The sequence below is a fragment of the Pauljensenia sp. C0170B5 genome, assembly GCF_056590195.1.
In genome coordinates this window covers 63532-84896 of the sequence record NZ_JBWPVR010000003.1, presented here as the reverse complement: position 1 = coordinate 84896, position 21365 = coordinate 63532, and the positions used below count along the sequence as shown (strand labels likewise).

The window sequence follows — 21365 nt, the reverse complement described above, 5'->3', positions numbered from 1 at the left end:
ATCGACGCTGTTCAGATACGTGAAGCAGCCAGTTTGGTCACGATGATGGCGCGCGCGCCCTCCGCGTAGAGACGGTCCATCACCGAGTTGATGTTCTCTGCCTTCACCATGACGCGCACGGCGAGCCACTCGGTATTCATCAGGGGCGAAATGGTCGGGGAATTCAGGCCCGGCGTAATCGCAATCGCGGCGTTCAGGTCGCGCTCACGCACGTTGTAGTCGACCAAGACATACGAGCGTGCAACCAGGACGCCTTCCAGGCGTCGGTCGAGCGTAGCAAGCGCTGCGTTATCCCGCATGTCCTCACGGGCAATCAGCAGGGCCTCCGATTGCATCAGAGGGTCACCGAACACTTCCAGGCCGGCTGCGCGAAGCGTACCACCTGTTTCGACGACATCCGCGATCAGGTCGGCAACGCCCAGACGAACTGAGGATTCCACTGCACCGTCAAGGTGGACAACTTCGGCATCGATACCGGCCTCATTCAAGTAGTCTCGCACGAGTTTGTCATAAGAGGTCGCAATGCGGCGCCCTTGTATGTCCTCCAGTGACGTGAACTCACCGGCTGGTCCCGCGAAGCGGAAGGTTGAGCGGGCAAATCCGAGCGCCCGATGCTCCACCGCGCCCGAAGGCGAATCGCGCAGCAAGTCACGCCCGGTGATACCGACGTGAATCGTGCCATGACCAACGTGGACCGCAATATCGCGCGGACGCAAGAAGAAAAACTCGACATCGTTCGTGTGGTCGCTGATCACCAGTTCACGGCCGCGGCGGTGCAGCTGATAGCCCGCCTCGGTGAGCATCGTGATAGCAGGTTCGGACAGTGAGCCCTTGTTGGGCACGGCAATTCGTAGCATGGTGAGTCCTTCGCAGGTGCGGTGCTGTGAGCTTACAGGTGCTTGTAGACGTCTTCGAGCGTCAAGCCCTTCTTGATCATCATGACCTGAGCATGATAGAGCAGCTGAGAGATTTCGAGCGCCAGGTCGTCGTCGGTTTCATATTCGGCTGCCATCCACACTTCAGCCGCTTCCTCGACGACCTTCTTGCCGATGGCGTGAACGCCGCGGTCAAGTTCAGCGACCGTTCCAGATCCCTCAGGACGTGTCTGGGCCTTCTCGGTCAGTTCTGCAAACAGTTCATCAAATGTAGTCACACGATCACATTACTCGAGCAATCAGCGGCTTGCGAACTCGTTCGTCACCGCGGCGTCAACATCGGGAGCCTGCGTGAGCACACCTGCAGTGTCATACAGGAATTGTCCCATCTTGTTCCATCTGTCGAGATCCTGCTTGCCGCTGGCGGCTCCGTTCCCTGTCGTCATCAGCTTGATCGTGGCTTCGAGTACTGCTCGGGCACCCTCGAACGATGCCGGATCGTTCAGCGTGTCATCGTATTTCTTCGTCACCTCCAGAGCGTGCTGAGGATTGTCGGTCGCTCGTTCAATCCCCTGCGTCGTACCGTCCACGATGGCACGCGCCGCATCAGGATGTGCGTCAACCCATTCGCGGGTGCTCACCAGCGTGGCGGACACCAACGGTAAAGCGTCTTGGTCGACGTCAAGGGCGCGCACCTTCATACCATCGAGCCCGAAACGGACCATCTCGTTGTTCGTGAAGACGACGACTGCGTCGACCTGGCCAGCCGCCAGGGCAGCTTGCTGCGTGAAGCCGATCGACACGACGTTGACATCCTGCGTGCTCAGCCCAGCGTTGTTCAGGATTGCAAGCAGGCCCAGCCAGTTGGAACCGAATTCGCCGGGGATACCGATACTGTGTCCGCGCAGGTCGTCAATGGAGTCAATGTCGGATTCTTCTGGGACGGCGACAACCACCGGGTAGGTGTGGTAGTAGGAGCCAATGGCAACCACATCCATTCCCTGATCACGAGCCTGCAGTACCTCATCACCCGAGGCAAGCACGACATCTTCTTCACCGGCTGTCAGAGCGGTGAACAGTCCTTCATCGGCGCCGTGATGGCGCAGCGTGACGTTCGCTCCCGCATTCGCGTATACCGCGTCTTCCTCGGCAATGTATGTGGGCGCGAACTGGACGTTGGGAATGTAAGTCAGCCCGAGCGTGACGTCAGTGGGCTCTTGCAAGTCAACTTCGCTTTGGGCATTAGCGGCCGGCGAGGGCGACTCGGAGGAGCTGCAGCCACATAAGGTCACAGCGCTCGCCGCTACCACTAGTGTTGTCAAAGCGCGTATGCCACGTGCCATCAGTAATCCTTCTTTCATCTTTTCAACTGCGGTTATACCGCTTTTCAATCCGGTAGATAACGATGTAAATGCTCATTGCCAACACGCAGAGCACAATGATGGAGACGAACATTCCGGGCGTGTCCATGTTTTGGCGTTGCTGGACAAGAATGCCGCCCATACCGTTGCCCCCCATGACCATCTCCCCCACCACGGCACCGGTCACCGACAGGGTGAAACCGTTGCGCAGGCCAGCCAGGATTGATGGTGCTGCCATTGGAGCTTCAATTTGGCGCAGCATTATCCACCCTGACGCGCCGTCCAGTGAAGCAGCTTCCAGCACGTCCTGGTCAAGGTGACGCAGTCCGACAACGGTGGACACGAGGATCGGGAAAAAGACCATGATCGCGCACAGGGCAATCACTGGGGCCAGACCGAAGCCGACCCACAGGACCAGCAGGGGTGCCAGTGCGATCGCGGGGATCGCCTGGGTTGCACCCAGGAACGGTTCGACTGCTGCGCGGAACCAATTCACTTTGTAGATCGCGTACGCCAGTGGCAACGCCACAAGGGCACCTGTCGCACAGCCGAGCACTGCTTCGCCTGCGGTGATCAGCACTCGTTGCCACATCCAGGGCTGTGTGAGCAATACCTGTGCTCGCTGGAAGACTTGTGCGGGGCTGGGCAGTCGCCACGGTTCGAGTGAAAAAACAGTGGTGGCCAACGCCCATACGGTCATGATCAGCAGGAGGAAAATGAGGGGTGCGCACACGTTCATCACGCTGCTGATTCCTCGAGCGCCGCGTCGCTGGCTCTGGCTGGTTGCCACCTGTTCGTGTCCTCCGCGCACCGGGGGCTCACGCAGCACAAATGACGAGCGCGTCCGAACGCGCGGTCACGCTTCCTGTGCTCCTCCCATCCGGACTTTCACCGTCGGTACCGGAGTTTCACCGGTTCAGCCACGCGTATGAACGCGCGGGTCGCGGACTCTCACCGCCGGTTCGGACTTACACCGACCCCGGAGCATGTGGCAATTATGGCACGCCAACTGGGAAAAGGAAAACTAGATTCCTCAGCTCAGTGACAGTGCGAACCGGCAAGTTCGCGCAACGTCGCAATCTCCGTGTATGCATCCTCTGCCTTGAAAATCGCCGACCCGGCAACGAAGTTCGTGGCACCAGCCTGTGCGCACTGTTCAATCGTCTGGCGTGACACGCCACCGTCAACCTGAATCGACACGGGCAGGTCAGCCGACCTAATCGCATCACGAGTGCGGCGAATCTTGGGCAGCATTGACTCAAGGAACTTCTGACCACCGAATCCCGGCTCGACCGTCATGATGAGGATCATGTCGAATTCGGACAAGATATCGACGAATGGTGCAATGTCAGTTGCCGGGCGCAGCCCCAGGCCCACACGCGCACCCTGGTGTCGGATCTCGCGCGCAAGCCGAATCGGTGCCGCTGCAGCTTCGACATGGAATGTCACCGACTCACAGCCAGCCTCAGCGTAGGCCGGCGCCCACCGGTCAGGATCCTCGATCATCAGGTGCGCGTCCACCGGCAGGATGCCGGTCTTCACGCAGGCTTCTACAACCGGAAGGCCCCACGTCAGGTTGGGCACAAAGTGATTGTCCATCACGTCAACGTGAGCAATGTCAGCTGAGGAAATCGATTCGAGCTGGCCATGCAGATCAGCAATATCGCAATTGAGAATCGACGGCGAAATAGTCAGATGCATGCTCTCAGGATACCCGTTTCATCAGAGCCATAAACATCGCATCGGTGTCATCACGATGCGGCCACAACTGCAGGGTCGGTCCGTCAGCGCTCAACGGCTCAGGCGAGATACCCGCAGCAACCGCCACAGCATCGATCAGTTCCACGCGTCCCGACTCGCTCAGGCGTCGGACCTGGTCAACAGTTTCCGCACGATGCGGCGAACAGGTGACATACGCAACCACTCCCCCAACGCGAACCAGATCAACAGCCCGGTCCAATAAGTCACGTTGAAGCGCAACCAGATCCGCCAGGTCCCCCTCGGACCTGTGCCAGCGTGACTCCGGGCGACGGCGAAGTGACCCCAGGCCCGTACATGGCGCGTCGACCAGGACGCGATCGAATGAGCCAAGCTGCCACGGTGTTCCCTGCCCGCCGAGCGTGCGCCCATCAGCGGAAATGACCTCGACGTTGGTCAGGCGGGCCGTTGCGCGCTCAACGAGGCGTGCGCGGTGAGTGTGGACTTCGTTTGCCAACAGGTGTGCCCCTCGCTCGGCTCCCTCAGCCGCCAGCAGCGCGGCCTTCCCGCCCGGACCAGCGCACAGGTCAAGCCATGCGGTGTCCGACCCTTCGATCGGCGCAGCGGCAGTGACGAGGGCGGCCAGCTGGGAACCTTCATCCTGCGCACCGGCCAGTCCGCGTCGAACAGAGCCGATGCGTGCCGGGTCGCCCGACTCCAGGACAACAGCAAGCGGCGAACGCGTGCCCGGAGCTACCCGCGTGTGGCATGCATCAATCGCTTCATCAGCCAGGTCCTCCACGTCAATCAGACCCGGGCGGGCAACTAGAGTCACCAGTGGTGCCTCATTATTGGCAGCCAGTGTTTCTTCCAGCTCATCCTTGGAGCAGCCATGAGCTGTCAGGGCGTCGCCCAGTGCCGAAACAATCCAGGTCGGGTGTGAATAACGCACAGCCAGGCGTTCGACCGGATTCTCGATTGCGTCAATGTCCGCGTCGATCTGATCAGCGCCGGTGCGGATAATGGAGCGCAAAACAGCATTGACCATCTTCGCCGGACCGTCAGTGAGGACTTCGCGGGCAAGGTCAACGGTTGCGGCGACGGCCGCATGGTCCGGCACGCGCATGTTGAGGATCTGGTGGGCTCCCATGCGAAGCACCGTGCGCAACGATGGATCGAGCTGGTCGACCGGACGTGTCGAATGGGCGTTGATGATCCAGTCGAGGCGGCCCTGTGCGCGCGTTGTGCCGTAGACGAGCTCAGCGGTAAATGCCGCATCGCGCCCGTCGAAGGATGCGAAGTCTTCTTTCGCAGCACGCAGAGCTTTAGGTAGTGCAAGGTTCGCGAACGCGCCGTCCTGCTCGATCGAATCAAGGACCTCAAACGCGACGAGCCGGGCAGCATCAACGTTGCGTTTCGCTCGGTAACCATCCGCATATCGTCCTGTTGCCATCTCACTCCTCCGTTGCCATAACGCCGACACGTTCCTCGCCGCTGAGGCGTGCCCCACGCGCCCAGGCCGCTGCGTCCATCCAGCCTTTACCTGCTGGTGCGACCTGGCCCAGTCTGACGCACGCGTCAGCGCACCCGACCATGACCTCATGCTTTGTCACCTGCAGCAGACCTGTGCCGAGTGTGGGCTGATCGGTGGGCTCGGCCCCCGCAATCTTGAGACGTTTGCCGTCAGGCAGAACAGTCCATGCACCTGGGTTCGGAGTGAAGGCGCGGATGTGACGCGACACCTCTGCCGCGCTCTGGGTGAAATCAATGAATCCCTGGGCAGGGGTGAGCATGTGAGCATAGGTGACACCATCTGTATCCTGCACGTGTGCTGATGCGCGTCCGTCAGCCAGTGCATCCACCGTGGCCACCATCTGGTCGGCTCCGAGACGTCCCATTCGTTCCAGCAGTTCCCCGGCAGTTTCAGACGGGTCGATCGTGACCGGCAAGCGCGAAAAAACCGGCCCGGTGTCCAGGCCGTCTTCCAGCTGGAAGATACTCGACGCCGTTCGAGCATCACCCGACCAAATCGCATACTGGACCGGGGCAGCTCCGCGCCAGCGCGGCAAATCCGAGAAGTGCAGGTTAACCCACCCCAACCGCGGCATTGTTAAGACAGCAGGCGGAATGATCGCGCCGAATGCAACAACGACGCCAAGGTCGGCGTCATAAGCATCAATGTCGTGCTGAAGCGACGGATCGGTAAAACGTGACGACTCGATCAGCTCGAGGCCATGGTCAGCCGCGTATTGCGCGACAGGTGATGGGAAGGTTTTCTTGCCTCTGCCCCGTCGAGCCGGCGGACGAGTGATGACCGCGACCACGTCATGTTTCGAATCGTTCAACGCCGACAGGGTGGGCACAGCGACGTCAGGAGTTCCAGCAAAAATAATGCGCACAGCTATATTCTAGTGGGTTCGCGAGGCGGCAGCACTCAGGTGCTTCACGATGTCAGCCTGACGTTCGCATTCAGCTACGAGGGGCCCGCTGACACTCTGTTCGATGACTTCGCTGATCGACCGACTCAAGCGTGAGTGTGCCCGGCGGCGAGCACGGGCTGCTCCTATGCGCACGCCTATCCACGACAGCAGAGCCACGATTACCGTCAGGGCCAGCCCTCCAAGAACGCACCAGGTGGGAATGGGCAGTCCGCGCCACATCGGCACGTCCCACTGGATCATGAGGAACTGGTCGGCCCCACGCACCGCCAGGATCCACAACACTCCGACCAGTGCCATCAGCCATCCGATGCCTTGGAGGATCGCGCTCGCACGCCACCAGGTACGTCGTTCTTGCAGGCCAAAATCGGTTCCGGCAACAGCCTGGTCGAGCCGTGTGGTGACGCTTTCGGCACGTTCGCGGGCTAGTTCACGTACGCGGCGCTGCCACACCTGCGGTCTGCCGTGCGCAATCTGCCCGGCAATGGTTCGCACGCCAGAATTCAATTTGGCACGGGCGACGGGTGTTGCTTCGGGCACAGATGACACTGATGATTCCGCGCTTTCCAGATGGAGGCGTGCCAGCGGGTCGGATTTGAATCGGGCAAGCAGACGGAACGGAAGCCAGCCGCACACTTTCTGAGCACGGTGACGATACCCCGCATCAACAGCTGACGTCACGTGTCCCACACCTGCAGCGCCCGCTGCAACATTAACCAGCTGTAAGGTCAGGTTCTTCGGCACCTTCGGCAGTTCAGCAGTTTCAATCTCCAGGTCCCGGCGCGCCACATCAACGGCTTCATCCAGGACGGCGCCAACACGTTCAGCCTGCTGACGCACAATACGTGCGCGCTCAGAGATCATCGAGCGAACCGCATCAATGCCCTCCCCTGTCACCGACGAGGCACCCACCAGCTTCATGCCGGCTGCCTGATCAGCTTCCAGGAGACGACGAATGTCCGCTTCGATCTGGCTACGATCAGTCGGCGAGAGCTGGTCGACGTGCGTGAGCACCATACACGCCGGCGCACCGTAGGCAGCGAAACGCGCAATCCACTGCGAATGGATAACGTGGTCGGCATACTTTTGCGGATCAACGACCCATACGATCAGGTCAACGCGGGACGCAAGACGCTCGGTGAGCGCCACATTGTCCTGCTGGATAGAGTCGATATCAGGCAGATCAACCAGGGCCACACTTTCCGGAAGGCCGGCGCCCGACGGGATCATGACCTGCTCGCGCACGCCCATCCATTCGACCAGTTCAGGTGCACGCGTGCCCGCGCCGATAGCGGCCAGAGCCTGTGTGGTGGTGGGACGGCGTACGCCAACCTGCGCGATGTCGTGCCCCAGGATCGCGTTAAAAAGCGACGACTTGCCTGACCCGGTTGCTCCCACGAACGCAACCACGGTCGTGTCAGGATCGAGCCCTGTGCGTTCGTGTGCGCGCAGCAAGCAATCCGCGACGCGGTCCACGCATTCATTGGACACATCCGGTCCGGCAAGCTCCATAGCGGAGGCAATATGATCCACGCGTTCGGCAGGGTTGGAGAGACCACGGGTCATTATCCGGCTCCTACCGACCATTGTTGGCTCGCCTGCGCAATCGCCTCGGTCAGGCGCGCGTACTCACCTGCTTCGGGCAGAGCGTCGCGCGCCGGCTGCAGGATTTGGGCGATCTCCTGGTCGGCTGCCTCTACGAGGTTGCGGTGCGCCTTCTTGGCCATGTCACGCACCGCCTGGTCGCCGAAAATCGCTTCGAGCAGTTTGTGCGCCACGGCCGCGGTTGCACCAGCTACACCCACTTCAGCTCCGGTCAGTCCACCCGTTGACGCAAAAATGACGATCATCAGCGCCACGCCCACCACGTTGACACCAATGGCCATCATCTGGGCTCCGGCGCGCTTGGACTGGCCCTCGCTGCGCACCATCGCAAGCAGTTCGCGCTGCCATTGGTTCGCGACGCGCTGAGCACGCTCGGACGGATCCAACGCCGTCATGATTGACGAGGGCGACGCGCCTACCAGTGCCGGATCAGTGCGCGACAGCTCGGCCACCTGGTCACTCACGTCAGCAAATTCATCTGCCAGCAAGCTGGTCAAGCCAGCTTCAATGGCATCTTCAACAGGTTCGGACGGGGTCGGGCGCCCTCGAAAGAAGGCAGAAATGCGGTCACGCAGACGCGAAATGCCTCGCGACAGTATGCGCGTGAAATCTGCTGCGCCGACAACTTCCTGCCAGCGGGCCAGCACCTCACCACGCAGCAGCGTGCCGTCGGCAGTGCCCTGGCGGATACGACGCCCGGCAGCCTCCCCGATCCGGTCTATACGCTCCACAGTTGCCTCAACGGCGCCGCGTTCCTCGTCGAGAGCCTGGCTGACTGCGCCGGCCGATTCGATCACCTCTCGCACCGATCCGCGGATCGCCTGCTGAGCCAGTTCGCTGCGGCGTTCGGCGTCTGCACCCAGTGCGTGTAGTCGGTCAACGAGCGGCTGGACGGCATCGCGGGGCAGCAAGCCGTCCTCGAGCGCCTGTTCATCGATAGCGAGCACCGGGGCGTTGCCAAGGCCGCGCTCGGACAATAATGCATTCAGGTCGGCCGCGACCTCCTGGGTTGCCCCAGGCGGAATGCGGTTGAGGACGATCACCGTCTCGATGCCGCGACTTCCGGCCTCTTCGAGCACCTGCCACGGCACGGCATCCGCGTAGCGGGCCGCAGTCGTGACGAAAATCCACAGGTCAGCCGCGTCGAGCAGTTGACGAGCCAAGGCACGATTGTCGTCCACGACCGAATCAAGATCAGGTGCATCGATAACGCCGACACCGTGGGGAATGGCTTCGAGGGCGCGCACACGTAGCGAGTGAGGATGTGATTCGCGCTCAGGATCAGCATCCGCCTCTTCACGCCTGCGCGTCAGGGAGGTGAGAATCCGGTTCGAGTCGAACCACATGGCGTCGCTGGGATTGTGCAGCAGGAGCGGGTCGCGTGTCGTGGGACGTACGGCTGACGACGCCGACACTGCGTACCCAACCATCGTGTTGACCAGGGTGGATTTCCCGGCCCCCGTAGATCCGCCGATCACGCACAGAATGGGTGCCTGGGCATGTTCGAGGCGCGGGATCACATGATCGTCGAGGCGCCGCAGGGCTCGAGCCTGTTCACTACGTGCACGGCGGGCTGACGGCGTTTCGACATTGATCGACACGTCCGCCAACGCATCACGCATTTCACGCGCACTGTGCAGTGGTGAACGCTCCATAGTCAGCCTAGTCCTCCTGTGTGGCCGACGCGATGCGCGGATGCATATCCTCTGCCGGAGGCATCCATGTCTCGCAATCGGCTTCGACCTGGTCACCCGATCGAATGTCCTTGACAGTGTCACCTTCCGAGGCGCCCGGGAACCAGACGAATGGTATTCCTAATCGATCAGCGTAGCGGATCTGTTTGCCGAATTTGGCCGCTGTAGGCGCAACATCGGTGGGAATACCGCGTGAACGCAGGGTCGCTGCGATCCGGTTGGAGTGCCCGCGGTCTTCCTCGTTCATGACGGCGACGACCACCGCGGCCGGTGAGGTACGCGTGGCGGTCACCATTGGCTGCGCGATCATGCGGGAGACGAGGCGAGAGACACCAATGGACAGCCCGACGCCCGGGTAGCTACGTTTGCCGTCCGATGCCAGAGAATCGTAGCGCCCACCTGAGCAGATCGATCCCAGTGACGGGTGTTCGGTCAGCACTGTTTCGTAGACCGATCCAGTGTAGTAGTCCAGTCCGCGCGCTATCTTCAAGTCAGCAAAGACAGCGCCGGGCATGCGCTCATGAGCGTCACTAATCAGCGCACACAGCTCATCCAGCCCCTCGCGCAAAATGTCGTTGGACAGTTCCAACGCGTCAATACCGTCGCGAAGCTCGGCCACATCATCGGTGTGGATCTGCGCCATTGTCAGCAGGGTGCGTGCCTGGTCGCCTGAGATTCCGGCTTCTGCCAGTTCCTCGGTCACACCCTCGGGCCCAATCTTGTCCAGCTTGTCCAAACCGCGCAGCGCTGCGTCAACGTCGCCAACTCCGAGCGCTTCGCATACGCCCTGAACGACCTTGCGGTTGTTGGCCAGGATCTTGAACCGGCCGATGGGCAGTGAGGACAGTGCTTCGGCCATCACGAGCGGCAGGTCGACCTCGAAGTGGAACGGCAATGCACCGTTGCCGACGATGTCGATATCGGCCTGAGTGAATTCGCGGAAACGTCCTTCCTGCGGGCGTTCGCCGCGCCAGACTTTTTGAATCTGGTAGCGCTTGAACGGAAAATGCAGGTCGTTGACGTTATCCAGGACGTATCGGGCCAGCGGAACGGTCAGGTCGAAGTGCAGTCCGATCCTGCGGTCCTTATCGGTGTGTTCGCCTTTCTCGAGTCCCTGGAGACGTTCAAGCAGGTACACCTCTTTGGAGGTTTCCCCTTTGGACAGCAGCGAGTCGAGGGTTTCGACGGCTCGGGTTTCAATGTTGGAAAACCCGTGGAGTTCGAACACATGACGCAGCGAATCGAGCACATGCAGCTCGATCAGCCGGCCCTCAACGCTCCATTCGGGAAATCCAGACAATTTTGTCCGTGCCATCGTATGTGTCCTTCGATTCTTTTACTCTGTGTCTAGCCTTCGCGTCGTGCGCGCGCAACGTACTGATTGGTCTGAAGTTCGTGTGCCCACGTCGTCAGTGGCCCGTGCCCCGGGATCATGACCGTTCGCGGATCAATGGCGTTGGCCATGGTGCGAAGCGTATGTTTCATTTGGCGTTCGTCTCCACCGGGCAGGTCGGTGCGTCCAACCGACCCGGCAAAGATCACGTCAGCACTCAGCGCCCACGGAATTGGATCGTCATGCTGCCACAGGATTGTGCCCTCGTGGTCCGCGATATTGACGTCGCACTCCCCCAGGAACAATGCCGACCCCTCTGTGTGGCCTGGCGCAGGAAGCATCTGCAGCCAGATGCCGGGCTGGATTTCGAACGTCTCAGAAGGCACGTCGCGCAGATCTTCCGGCTTGTGCCACGTCAGGTCCATGCCGCTCGGTTTCATCGGCAGATACGACATCGGGTCATCCATGCGGTATCTGTCAGGGCCAGGGATCCACACCGGTGCGGGCGCGTCAGGTGCCCATGAGGCCACCTCGTGAGCATCCCAGACATGATCAGGATGACCGTGAGTGCACAGAACGGCGCCCACCTGAGCATCAGCGCGATCCAGTGCCCCGCGGATCTGGTCGCACACACCTGCCGACGGGTCAACCACTACGACGTTCGCTTCTGCGTCGGGCTGAAGCACGATGCAGTTAGCCCCGAAAAACGGGGTCGGTATGACAGTGATGAGCACGCGTCACTCCATTGACGAGCGGATCTGATCCAACCACGCAGTCTTCGTTGCCAGTGTTTCGCGCAACGACTGTACCTGATCGGAATTTCCGGCGCTTTCGGCCTTCTCGATGTCGGCTTTCAGTCGGTCGAGCTGGTCTTCCAGCTGCCCCAGCATGCCTTCGGCGCGGGCACGTGTCTCCGGGTTCGAGCGCTTCCACTCGCGTTCTTCAGCCTGGCGCACCGCATCCTCCACGGCGCGCATCCGGCCTTCAACCTGGCCGACGTGGGCCGATGGCACGCGGCCAATCTCATCCCACTGGTCCTGGATGGCGCGCAAACGAGGCTTGACAGCGTCCATGTCTTCGATCGGCAAGAGCGCCTCGGCCTGCTCCAGCAGCGCTTCCTTGGCCTTGAGGTTTTCTTCAGATTCGGCATCTGCTGCTTCATCCTTGGCGCGGCGCGCATCGAAGAACACCTGCTGCGCTGTCCTGAAACGTGCCCACAACGCATCGTCTTCCTTGCGAGACGCGCGAGGCGCTGCCTTCCAGCGATCCATCAGGTCCCGGTAGGCCGACGAGGTTGGCCCCCAGTCCGTTGAATTCTGAAGGGCTTCAGCTTCAGCAATCAGCCCTTCCTTCACGCGACGCGCCTCAGTCTGCTTCTGGTCAAGTGCCGAGAAGAACTGGCGACGATGACGGTCAAAAACAGTGCGTGCACTGGAAAAACGCTTCCAGAGCTCATCTTCGGTGGATTTGTCCAGGCGTGGCCCCTTGCGCTGTAGAGTCTTCCACTCTTCAAGCAAGTCACGCAGTGCCTGTCCTGAATGCTTCCAGTGGGTGCGTTCTGGGCCTTGTTGAGAAATCTCTTCGGCCCGCTCGACCACGCTGGTGCGATCTGCAATGGCCTGTTCGCGAGCAGCCTGGCGCTCGGCCTTGGCTTGAACCTTGCGCTCCTCACCAGCCTGAGCGGCCTTGTCGACGCGCTCACGCAACGCGGGCAGGTCACCGATTGCTGCCGGCTCCGCAACGGCCTCACGCAGCGTGGCTACGGTTTGGTCGATGTCGCGTGCCCCCAGGTGAGGCAGACGGTCTTCAAAAAGGCGGATCGTGGCTTCCAAGTCGCTGTAGCGCCGCTCGTACAGTTCGAACGGGTTGTCCGGAGCGCCCTCCGGGTAGGATCCGATGAGGCGTTCGCTCTCACCGTCAGTGACGTAGATATTTCTTTCAGTGTCCATTCGCCCGAACTCGGTACGAGCAGGTTCGGATGCGGTTTCCGGGGAGCCAGTGGATGGCTGCTGTGGATTAGGCGAGATAGTCACGATCTTCCTTCTCGGGACGTGGATGGACCGATCCATCCGTGCGCGGTTATGTGTCTTGACTGACACTTCCTTATCCTACGCAAAATCACGCTCGAGGGGCGAACTGTCGGTCTCCTCGTTCACGATTCGTCTGCACGGGATTCACGCGCACGTTTCCGGGTGCCCGTCACGCGACGCGCCTCAAAAACACCATCAACACGTCTGAGAGCAGATAAAACGGCGTTCAGATGTGCCATGTCCGCAAGTTCGAATGTGAAGCGCGTAGAGGCCACCTGGTCAGCCGACGTCGACATTGATCCGGTCAGAATATTGACCGAATAATCCGACAGGACCTTCGTCAGATCCGACAGCAATCCAGCCCGATCCAGTGAACGCAATTCAATTTGGACGCGGTACTGCGCGTTCGAACGGTTCGTATCCCACGAGACGTCGATGAGACGTTCAGGGTGGAGCTCTTCGAGACGGGCCGCGTTCAAACAGTCACTGTGGTGGACGGAAACACCTTGCCCACGTGTGATGAACCCCATAATCGGGTCACCGGGCACCGGCGAACAGCATCGGGCCAGCTTGACCCAGATGTCATTGGAACTCATTCCAGACACCACGATGCCCACATCCGAGGTCGCCTTGCGTGTGCGCGTATCGCCTGGTGTGATGCCTTCAGCAAGCGTCTCTTCAGTGCCGGCTCCCCCGCCCAGGTTCTCCACCAGTTTGGACACGACATTGTGGGCGGACAGGTGGTTCTCTCCTACTGCCGCGTACAGACCCGACACGTCCTGGTAACCCAGGTCAGTTGCCACCGACAGGATCGATTCATGATTCATCAGGCGCTGCAGAGGCAGGTTCTGTTTGCGCATCGCGCGCGCCAGTGCTTCCTTGCCGGCTTCGATGGCTCCCTCACGGCGTTCGCGCGAGAACCACGATTTAATTTTCGATCGTGCACGAGGGGACGCCACAAATGCCAACCAGTCATGAGACGGGCCGGCCTTTTCTGACTTCGAGGTGATAATTTCACACGTGTCGCCCGATTCCAGCTGCGTATCAAGAGGAACGAGGCGGGCGTTGACGCGTGCACCGACGGTGTGATGGCCGACTTCGGTGTGGACGGCGTAGGCAAAGTCGACGGGTGTGGCGTGTGCAGGCAGCACGACAACTTCGCCTCGCGGGGTGAACACGTAGACTTCTTCGCCGGCAATTTCGTAGCGCAGCGAGTCGAGGAACTCTTCCGGGTCGCCTGTTTCCCGTTCCATTTCCACCAGAGCGCGCAACCAGTTCATCTGCTCATTGGTGCTCATTGCGTCGGACGTGCCCGATGTTGCGTTCGGGTTCTCCTTGTACTTCCAGTGAGCGGCTACGCCATTTTCGGCACGCTCGTGCATCTCATATGTACGTATCTGGATTTCCACCGGCTTGCCGCCCGGCCCGACCACCGTCGTGTGCAGCGATTCGTAGAAGTTGAACTTCGGCATGGCGATGTAATCCTTGAACCTGCCCGGAATCGGATTCCACCTGCCGTGCATTGCGCCCAAAACGGCGTAACAGTCTTTGACACTGTCAACAAGGACTCGCACCGCCACCAGATCGAAAATCTCATCGAACGCTTTGCCGCGCACAATCATCTTCTGGTAGATCGAATAGTGGTTCTTCGGGCGCCCGCCGACCGTTCCGCGAATTCCGGCGCGCCGCAGATCCTCTTCGATCTGCGCGATCACGTCACGCAGGTAGGTTTCGCGGCGCGGTGTGCGCTGCTGAACAAGCCGGTCAATCTCTTCGTAGATTTCCGGCAGCATCGTCTTGAATGACAGCTCTTCAAGCTCCCACTTGATCGTGTTCATTCCCAGGCGGTGGGCAAGCGGCGCATAAATCTCCAGTGTCTCTTTCGCCTTGCGTTTGGCGGATTCAGGCGAGACGTACTTCCACGTGCGCGCATTGTGCAGGCGATCTGCAAGCTTGATCAGCAGCACGCGGATATCCCGACTCATCGCCACGATCATCTTGCGCAGTGTCTCGGACTGGGCTGCGGTGCCATAGCGGATCTTGTCAAGCTTGGTGACACCGTCGACCAGCAGTGCGATTGACTCACCAAAGTCAGCGGTGAGCTGCTCAACCGTGTAATCCGTGTCCTCAACCGTGTCATGCAGCAGCGCCGCCACCAGCGTTGGCGTCGTCATGCCCATTTCAGCCAGAATCGTCGCCACTGCGACGGGATGAGTGATGTACGGTTCGCCAGATGCGCGTTTTTGGCCTCTGTGGTGAACTTCAGCCGTCTCATAGGCACGCTCGATAATTGAGATATCTGCTTTCGGGTGGTTGGCGCGCAAGGCACGCACCAATGGTTCAATCTCGGGTGCGGTCGTGCGCCCTCGCGAACCAAACCAGACCAGTCCCGAGCGCACAAAGGACCCTGCCGACGGCGCTTTCGGCCTGCTCGGTGGTTTAGTTCTCTCACTCACACAGTCATCATAAGCTCAGGCGCGCCCCCACGTGTGAGGAAGCGCGCCTGAGCTGGAAAGTTACCGGGTGATGTCAGACAGACAGTGCCACTGCAGACTGCACATCCAGGCCCTCAAGCTTGTCTCGGCCCTTCAATTCAGTCAACTCGAGGAGGACCGCCACACCTGCAACCTCGGCCTTGCACTGCTCAAGCAGATTCACCGAGGCACGTGCCGTGCCGCCGGTCGCCAGCACGTCGTCAATGATCAGGACGCGTTGGCCTTCTTCGACAGAATCCGGGCGAAGCTCCATGCGAGCGATGCCGTATTCGATGGAGTAATCCTCACCGATCACCGGTCCGGGCAGTTTGCCGGCCTTACGAATCGTGATCATACCGATGCCCATACGTGTCGCCATCGGTGCAGCCAGGACGAAGCCTCGTGACTCCAGGCCTGCGATAGCGTCAATGCGTCCCTCGTAGTGCTCGCAGAGCAGATTGATAGTTTCCTGGAACGCCGGGCCGTTGGCCAGCAGCGGTGTGATGTCGTGGAAGAGGACGCCTTCCTGCGGGAAACCGGGGACGTCACGCATATTGTCGACGACCAGTTTCTTGATGCGCCTTCCGAGTTCTTCTGTCATTTGCGCTTACGCTTCTTTCGTTGAGGTTGAGCATCATTGCCAAGACGGTGCCCCGGGATGACCGGTCGCGCCGCCACAGCTTGTACCTGAACACTGTCAGATGTTGGGGCGTGGTCACCCTCGTCAGTCGAATCGATTGAGCGTTGCCTGGCGACGATGGTGTTGTGTTCACGGGCGCGTGACCGACGCTCCTCCAGCATGACCAACAGCGGCGAGGCGATAAATATCGACGAGTAGGTACCCACAATCATTCCGACGAACAGTGCCAGAGCAATATCCGTCAGCGTGCCCGCACCCAGAAGAACAGTACCGATCACGAGGATCGCTCCCACCGGCAGAAGTGCGACAACGGAAGTGTTAATGGAACGCACCATCGTCTGGTTGACGGCGAGATTGACCAGTTCGCCATATGTGTAGCGCTTCTGCTCCCACACGTTCTTCGTCAGGCCGCGCACGTTGTCGAAAACGACCACCGTGTCATACAGGGAGTATCCCAAAATGGTCAGGAAGCCAATGACGGTTGCAGGTGAGACTTCGACTCGAGTGATCGCGAAGAACGCGACGGTCAGGGCCACGTCGTGCAGCAGAGCCGTCATAGCAGAGATTGACATGGTCCACGAGCGGAAGTACACCGTCATCAAGGCGGTGATGACCGCCAGGAAGATGACCAGAGACTGCAGTGCCTTCCCGGTAACGTCTTTACCCCATGACGGGCCGATCGACGAGGACTGGACATCATCTGCGGATATATCGTATGCCTCTGCCAGCGCGTCGCGAACTTGCGCTGTCTGGTTGGGGTCCAGTGACGGTGTCTGGACGCGGATACCGTTCTGACCCAGATTCGACACGCGCACGTCGGTCACGCCCGCGGATTTGGCTGCATCATATGCAAGCTGCTGTTCACTTTGGCTAATGCCGATCATGGAGAATTGCGAACCACCGGTGAATTCGATGGATTGACGCAGTCCCAGCACTGACACGAGGAGCGCACAGACAACCAGCGTGATGCCGGCCGCGTACACGAAAATCTTGCGGTTCGGGACGATCCGATAGGATTTCTCGCCCGCATACAGGGCGTTTCCCCACTGGGCGTAACTTCTCATCGTGCTTCCTCCTGCTTAGCCGCAGCGGCTTGTTCTCGGCGCTGCTCAGCAAGCGATTTACGGGTGCCGACCGCTGTGCTCCCCGATGGCGTTGATACTGACTTCGTCTTGCGCACATCAGTGCGTGCACGCGCCGCGTAGATGGCACTGGACTTTGCACCGAGGTGTTCGGGATCCAAACCGGACAGCTTGTGGCCTTCACCGAAAAATGGGATGCGGATGAACAGCTCCATCATCGGGTGCGTGAAGAAGAAGATCACCGCAAGGTCAACCACCGTCGTCACGCCCAATGTGAAGGCGAATCCCTGCAGGCCACCCACCGCGAGCATGTACAGCACCACGGCGGCCACGAGGTTCACCGCGTCCGAAATCATGATGGTGCGTTTGGCCCGCTCCCATCCTTCGTCGACGGCTGCCACGAGCGGGCGACCGTCACGCACCTCGTCGCGGATGCGTTCGAAGTAGACGATGAACGAGTCAGCGGTGACGCCAACTGCAACGATCAGGCCAACTACGCCAGGCAGTGAGAGGCGATATTCCATCAGCCATGACAGCAACGTGATGACCAGGTAGGTGATCACGCCCGCCATCAGGAGTGAACCGATCGAGATGATCGACAGGCCTCGGTACTGCCAGATCATGAACAGGACAACTAGGATCAGACCGATCAGACCGGCCCACAGACCCTTGGCCAGGTGATCGGATCCGAGCGTTGCAGAGATCTGCTGCTCGGACTGGACGGTGAAGTCCAATGGCAGTGAACCGAAGTTCAGCTGATTGGCCAGTGCCTTGGCACTGGTTGGCGTGAAATTGCCGCTGATCTTGGCATGACCGTCAGTGATTGCTGCATTCATCGACGGTGAGGTAATCACCTTGTTGTCAAGGACGACTGCGAAGCGGTTACGCGTGGGATCAGAATTCTGGAAGCCGACCAGACGAGTTGACGCTTCCTTGAATGCTTCGGTACCGACTGAGTCGAATTCGAGGCTCACAACCCACTCGCCTGTTGCCTGCCCCGTCTGGTTGTAGTCCATTGCGGCCTGGGCTGAATTCAGGTTCTCACCTTTGACATCGATCGGGCCAAGCAGGAATTTTTGGGTTCCGTCATCCGAGCACGTGGCATAAGGCTTGTCGGGATCACCGGGAGTGGTCTGGGTGCGTGCCTCAGTCGACATGCAGTCCAGGGTCAGGAAGTCGAACACGACCTGCTCGGTCATCCATGCCGAGTCCGAGTTGTTCTCCGGTGTGGTCGCCGGCTCGGTGCTGAGTTTCCCATCCCTATCCTGGTCGGCAGCCTGGCGGGCCTCATCCTCGGACATGGCCGTGGAGACAAGGGTTTGCGACTGCGGCTGGTCGGCTGCATCTCCAGACTGCGCGCTGCCGGCTCCCGACTGGCCGGAATCGCCGCTTTGAGCCGCTTCCAGTTGCTGCCTGGGTGCGACTGCGGCACCGACCTGCAGCACTGGACGGAAGTCCATCTGAGAAGATGAGCGGATCAGATTCAGCGTCTCTTCAGAAGGACGCCCAGGTAGCGAGACCACAATGTTATTCGAACCCATTGAGGTGATTTCCGATTCGGAGACACCCGAGGCGTCCACGCGGTTACGGATAATGTTGATCGCCTCAGTGATGTCCTCATCAGTGATGTTGCGGTCGTCTTCGCCTGTCGTATTCGGTGTCAGAATCAGCTGGGTTCCACCTTCGAGGTCCAGAGCCAGCTTCGGATGGAGTGTTGCACCTTGAGTTGCGCGTCCGATCAGCAGTGCTGCGATGCCGATGGCGATCACAACAAAGAGCGCGACAAGTGTGCGCACCGGGCGACGTTTCTTATTAGCCACAGTGATGGAGTCCTTGGTCAATGAAGTCGATGAGTGGATGAATGAATTAGATGACGGGCGGAATATCGTCCTTGTTGCGGTTCTTGTTCCGCTTATCCTCGTCCTCAAGATCCGCTGCGAGCGTGTCGCCCTCGTTCATTGACGAGGGTGTCTCAGGTTCGATGGGATCATACCCAAGTACAGCAGGCTCATCTTCTTCCTCGGAAATGGCTTCTTCGATGTGATCAGCTGATTCCGTGGCGAAAGGTGGCTCGCCGACTTCGCGGATGACGGAACGTTCCCAGTAGGTTTCGGTGCCGTCCGACGTTTCCAGGATGACGATGTCGCCATCCTGATCCACGTAGCGTCCCCAGAACCCTACGGCGGTCTTCACCCATGCACCGGGCACCATCTGTTCGCTGATGATCCGTTGCTGTTCTTCCTGCTGTTTCGCCATTTTCTTGCGAGCGCGTGATGAGAACCAAAACATCACAATCAGCATCAACAACAGCGGCAGCCAAAGCATTAACGAGCCGGTACCTTGCACGGGGAAACCTCTTCATCCTCGACAAATCTACGTATATGACAGCACCGTGACAGTACACGGCGCCCGTTGCAGTCTACCTGTTCGTCTTCTCGATCGCGACGAACGGCGCCACTGTGCGTGCTACCTCACGTTTAAATCAGCGTGTCCTGATCGCTCGGAGGGGTCAGATTCAGGTGTGACCATGCTTTCGGTGTAGCTGCACGGCCGCGTGGGGTGCGAACAATGAACCCCTGCCTCATCAGGTACGGTTCAGTGACAGTTTCAACGGTTTCAGCTTCTTCGCCCACGGTGATAGCCAACGTGGACAGCCCCACCGGCCCTCCGCCAAAGCGCACGCACAGTGCTTCGAGGACGGCGCGATCCAGTCGGTCCAGTCCCGACTGGTCCACTTCAAACAATGCCAGTGCTTCACGCGCCGATTCCAGTGTGGGTGTTCCGTCCCCATGCACCTGCGCGTAGTCAAGTACGCGGCGCAACAGACGGTTTGCAATACGTGGCGTGCCACGTGAACGGGAGGCGATTTCATGGGCTGCCTCATCGCTGACCGACACTCCCAGTAGCCCTGCCGACCGGTTGATGACCTGAACCAGGTCCTCTGTCTCGTAGAACTCCAGGTGCCCAGTGAAGCCGAAGCGGTCGCGCAGCGGTGCAGGCAGCAGCCCGGCACGCGTGGTCGCGCCCACCACTGTAAACGGTGGCAGCGTCAGCGGAATCGACGTGGCGCCCGGACCTTTGCCAACGACCACGTCGACACGGAAGTCTTCCATCGCCAGGTAGAGCATTTCTTCAGCGGTGCGTGCCAGGCGGTGAATCTCGTCGATAAAGAGGATGTCACCTTCCTGCAGGCCAGACAGGATCGCGGCGAGGTCGCCAGCGTGCTGGATCGCAGGTCCGGAGGTCAGGCGCAGTGAGGATCCCATCTCCTGCGCAATGATCATCGCCAGGGTTGTCTTTCCCAGTCCAGGCGGTCCGGCCAGGAGCACGTGGTCGGGTGTGACAGAGCGACCGATCGCTGCTTTCAACACCAGTTCGAGCTGTGTGCGCACGCGCGGCTGACCCACGAATTCGCTGAGGTGTTTCGGACGGAGAGCAGCTTCAGCTGCGCGCTCCAGTTCCGTCGCATCTGGCGCGACAATGCGCTCAGACAGGTCGTCGTCCATCTCATCCACGGGTGCCTCCCAGCTTGATCAGTGATGCGCGCAGAAGGTCGGATGCCCCCATCCCCTGCCCGGCAAGTGAGTTGACTGCTTTTCGGGCAATCGCCTGTGTCCAGCCGAGCTGTACCAGTGCAGCGGTGACTTCCTCGGTCACTTCATCACTGTCGGGTTCGCTGGGTACATCTTCAGCGTGTGCAGCGGGCCCCAGCTTGTTTCCAATTTCAAGGACGATCCGATCAGCAAGTTTCGGCCCCACTCCGGGGATCTTCCTGATTTGTGCGCTGTCTTTTTGGGCGAGGGCGTCGCGCAGCTGGTCGGGTGTGAGAACTGCCAACGCCGCCAGGGCGATGCGCGGTCCCACTCCGGAGACGGTGCGGATCACGGTGAACACGTCTTTCTCGTCACGCGTCGGGAAGCCGAACAAAGTGATCGCATCTTCCTTGACATCCATGACGATGTGGAGCGTGACCTCATTGCCACGGATCAGGCTGTGCGCCGTTGGTGGAGTGACCTTGACGGCCCATCCAATTCCACCGTTGACCACAGTGACTTCATCCAGGCCGATGTGCTCAACCGTTCCAGTCAGCAGTGCGATCACCGTTATTCCCCCTCGCTACGAACATCTGTTCCAT

At 60.1% G+C, this 21365-nt stretch carries 19 protein-coding genes and 1 riboswitch; all 19 genes read right to left on the bottom strand.

Features of this window, described 5'->3' with window-relative positions:
- Positions 1–11: 11 nt before the first annotated feature.
- Positions 12–857: an ATP phosphoribosyltransferase gene (gene hisG / locus AC1EJZ_RS05555; protein WP_480294150.1), complete on the bottom strand. Its 846-nt coding sequence runs from the start codon at positions 855–857 to the stop codon at positions 12–14.
- Between the two features lie 32 nt (positions 858–889).
- Positions 890–1153: a phosphoribosyl-ATP diphosphatase gene (locus AC1EJZ_RS05550; RefSeq protein WP_058236761.1), complete on the bottom strand. Its 264-nt coding sequence runs from the start codon at positions 1151–1153 to the stop codon at positions 890–892.
- 21 nt (positions 1154–1174) lie between these two features.
- A complete protein-coding gene (locus tag AC1EJZ_RS05545; RefSeq protein WP_480294148.1) occupies positions 1175–2098 on the bottom strand; it encodes an ABC transporter substrate-binding protein in 924 nt (307 codons plus the stop codon).
- 142 nt (positions 2099–2240) lie between these two features.
- Positions 2241–2975 carry an ABC transporter permease gene (locus tag AC1EJZ_RS05540; RefSeq protein ID WP_285014319.1) on the bottom strand — a complete coding sequence of 245 codons (735 nt, stop codon included), beginning with the start codon at positions 2973–2975 and terminating at the stop codon, positions 2241–2243.
- Positions 2976–3100: 125 nt separating this feature from the next.
- Positions 3101–3227, bottom strand: a riboswitch (FMN riboswitch).
- 47 nt (positions 3228–3274) lie between these two features.
- The gene (gene rpe / locus AC1EJZ_RS05535) at positions 3275–3937 is read right to left on the bottom strand and encodes a ribulose-phosphate 3-epimerase (protein ID WP_058236763.1); all 663 of its coding nucleotides are present in this window, start codon (positions 3935–3937) and stop codon (positions 3275–3277) included.
- A 4-nt stretch (positions 3938–3941) separates the two neighbouring features.
- On the bottom strand, positions 3942–5387 hold the full coding sequence (locus tag AC1EJZ_RS05530) for a transcription antitermination factor NusB (protein ID WP_480294145.1): 1446 nt from the start codon (positions 5385–5387) through the stop codon (positions 3942–3944).
- A 1-nt stretch (position 5388) separates the two neighbouring features.
- Positions 5389–6333, bottom strand: a complete 945-nt coding sequence (gene fmt / locus AC1EJZ_RS05525; RefSeq protein WP_058236765.1) for a methionyl-tRNA formyltransferase — start codon at positions 6331–6333, stop codon at positions 5389–5391.
- A 9-nt stretch (positions 6334–6342) separates the two neighbouring features.
- Positions 6343–7938, bottom strand: coding sequence for a GTPase family protein (locus AC1EJZ_RS05520; protein WP_480294143.1), 1596 nt, complete (start codon positions 7936–7938; stop codon positions 6343–6345).
- Positions 7938–9632 carry a dynamin family protein gene (locus tag AC1EJZ_RS05515; protein WP_480294141.1) on the bottom strand — a complete coding sequence of 565 codons (1695 nt, stop codon included), beginning with the start codon at positions 9630–9632 and terminating at the stop codon, positions 7938–7940. The genes AC1EJZ_RS05520 and AC1EJZ_RS05515 overlap by 1 nt, the downstream gene beginning before the upstream one ends.
- A 7-nt stretch (positions 9633–9639) precedes the next feature.
- Positions 9640–10986, bottom strand: a complete 1347-nt coding sequence (gene hisS / locus AC1EJZ_RS05510; RefSeq protein WP_480294139.1) for a histidine--tRNA ligase — start codon at positions 10984–10986, stop codon at positions 9640–9642.
- A 32-nt stretch (positions 10987–11018) separates the two neighbouring features.
- The gene (locus tag AC1EJZ_RS05505; RefSeq protein ID WP_480294137.1) at positions 11019–11738 is read right to left on the bottom strand and encodes an MBL fold metallo-hydrolase; all 720 of its coding nucleotides are present in this window, start codon (positions 11736–11738) and stop codon (positions 11019–11021) included.
- Positions 11739–11741: 3 nt separating this feature from the next.
- A complete protein-coding gene (locus AC1EJZ_RS05500) occupies positions 11742–13073 on the bottom strand; it encodes a DUF349 domain-containing protein (RefSeq protein WP_480294287.1) in 1332 nt (443 codons plus the stop codon).
- Between the two features lie 83 nt (positions 13074–13156).
- Positions 13157–15490 carry a RelA/SpoT family protein gene (locus tag AC1EJZ_RS05495; RefSeq protein ID WP_307781416.1) on the bottom strand — a complete coding sequence of 778 codons (2334 nt, stop codon included), beginning with the start codon at positions 15488–15490 and terminating at the stop codon, positions 13157–13159.
- Between the two features lie 73 nt (positions 15491–15563).
- On the bottom strand, positions 15564–16109 hold the full coding sequence (locus AC1EJZ_RS05490) for an adenine phosphoribosyltransferase (protein ID WP_480294134.1): 546 nt from the start codon (positions 16107–16109) through the stop codon (positions 15564–15566).
- The gene (gene secF / locus AC1EJZ_RS05485) at positions 16106–17212 is read right to left on the bottom strand and encodes a protein translocase subunit SecF (protein WP_070727297.1); all 1107 of its coding nucleotides are present in this window, start codon (positions 17210–17212) and stop codon (positions 16106–16108) included. Before secF ends, AC1EJZ_RS05490 begins: the two co-directional genes overlap by 4 nt.
- Positions 17209–19050, bottom strand: a complete 1842-nt coding sequence (gene secD, locus AC1EJZ_RS05480; protein WP_480294132.1) for a protein translocase subunit SecD — start codon at positions 19048–19050, stop codon at positions 17209–17211. Before secD ends, secF begins: the two co-directional genes overlap by 4 nt.
- Before the next feature lie 46 nt (positions 19051–19096).
- On the bottom strand, positions 19097–19555 hold the full coding sequence (locus tag AC1EJZ_RS05475; RefSeq protein WP_480294130.1) for a preprotein translocase subunit YajC: 459 nt from the start codon (positions 19553–19555) through the stop codon (positions 19097–19099).
- A 152-nt stretch (positions 19556–19707) separates the two neighbouring features.
- Positions 19708–20736, bottom strand: a complete 1029-nt coding sequence (ruvB, locus tag AC1EJZ_RS05470) for a Holliday junction branch migration DNA helicase RuvB (RefSeq protein ID WP_285014318.1) — start codon at positions 20734–20736, stop codon at positions 19708–19710.
- Position 20737: 1 nt separating this feature from the next.
- Positions 20738–21331 (bottom strand): Holliday junction branch migration protein RuvA, encoded by a 594-nt coding sequence (ruvA, locus tag AC1EJZ_RS05465; protein ID WP_480294129.1) that lies wholly within the window; start codon positions 21329–21331, stop codon positions 20738–20740.
- Between the last annotated feature and the right edge of the window lie 34 nt (positions 21332–21365).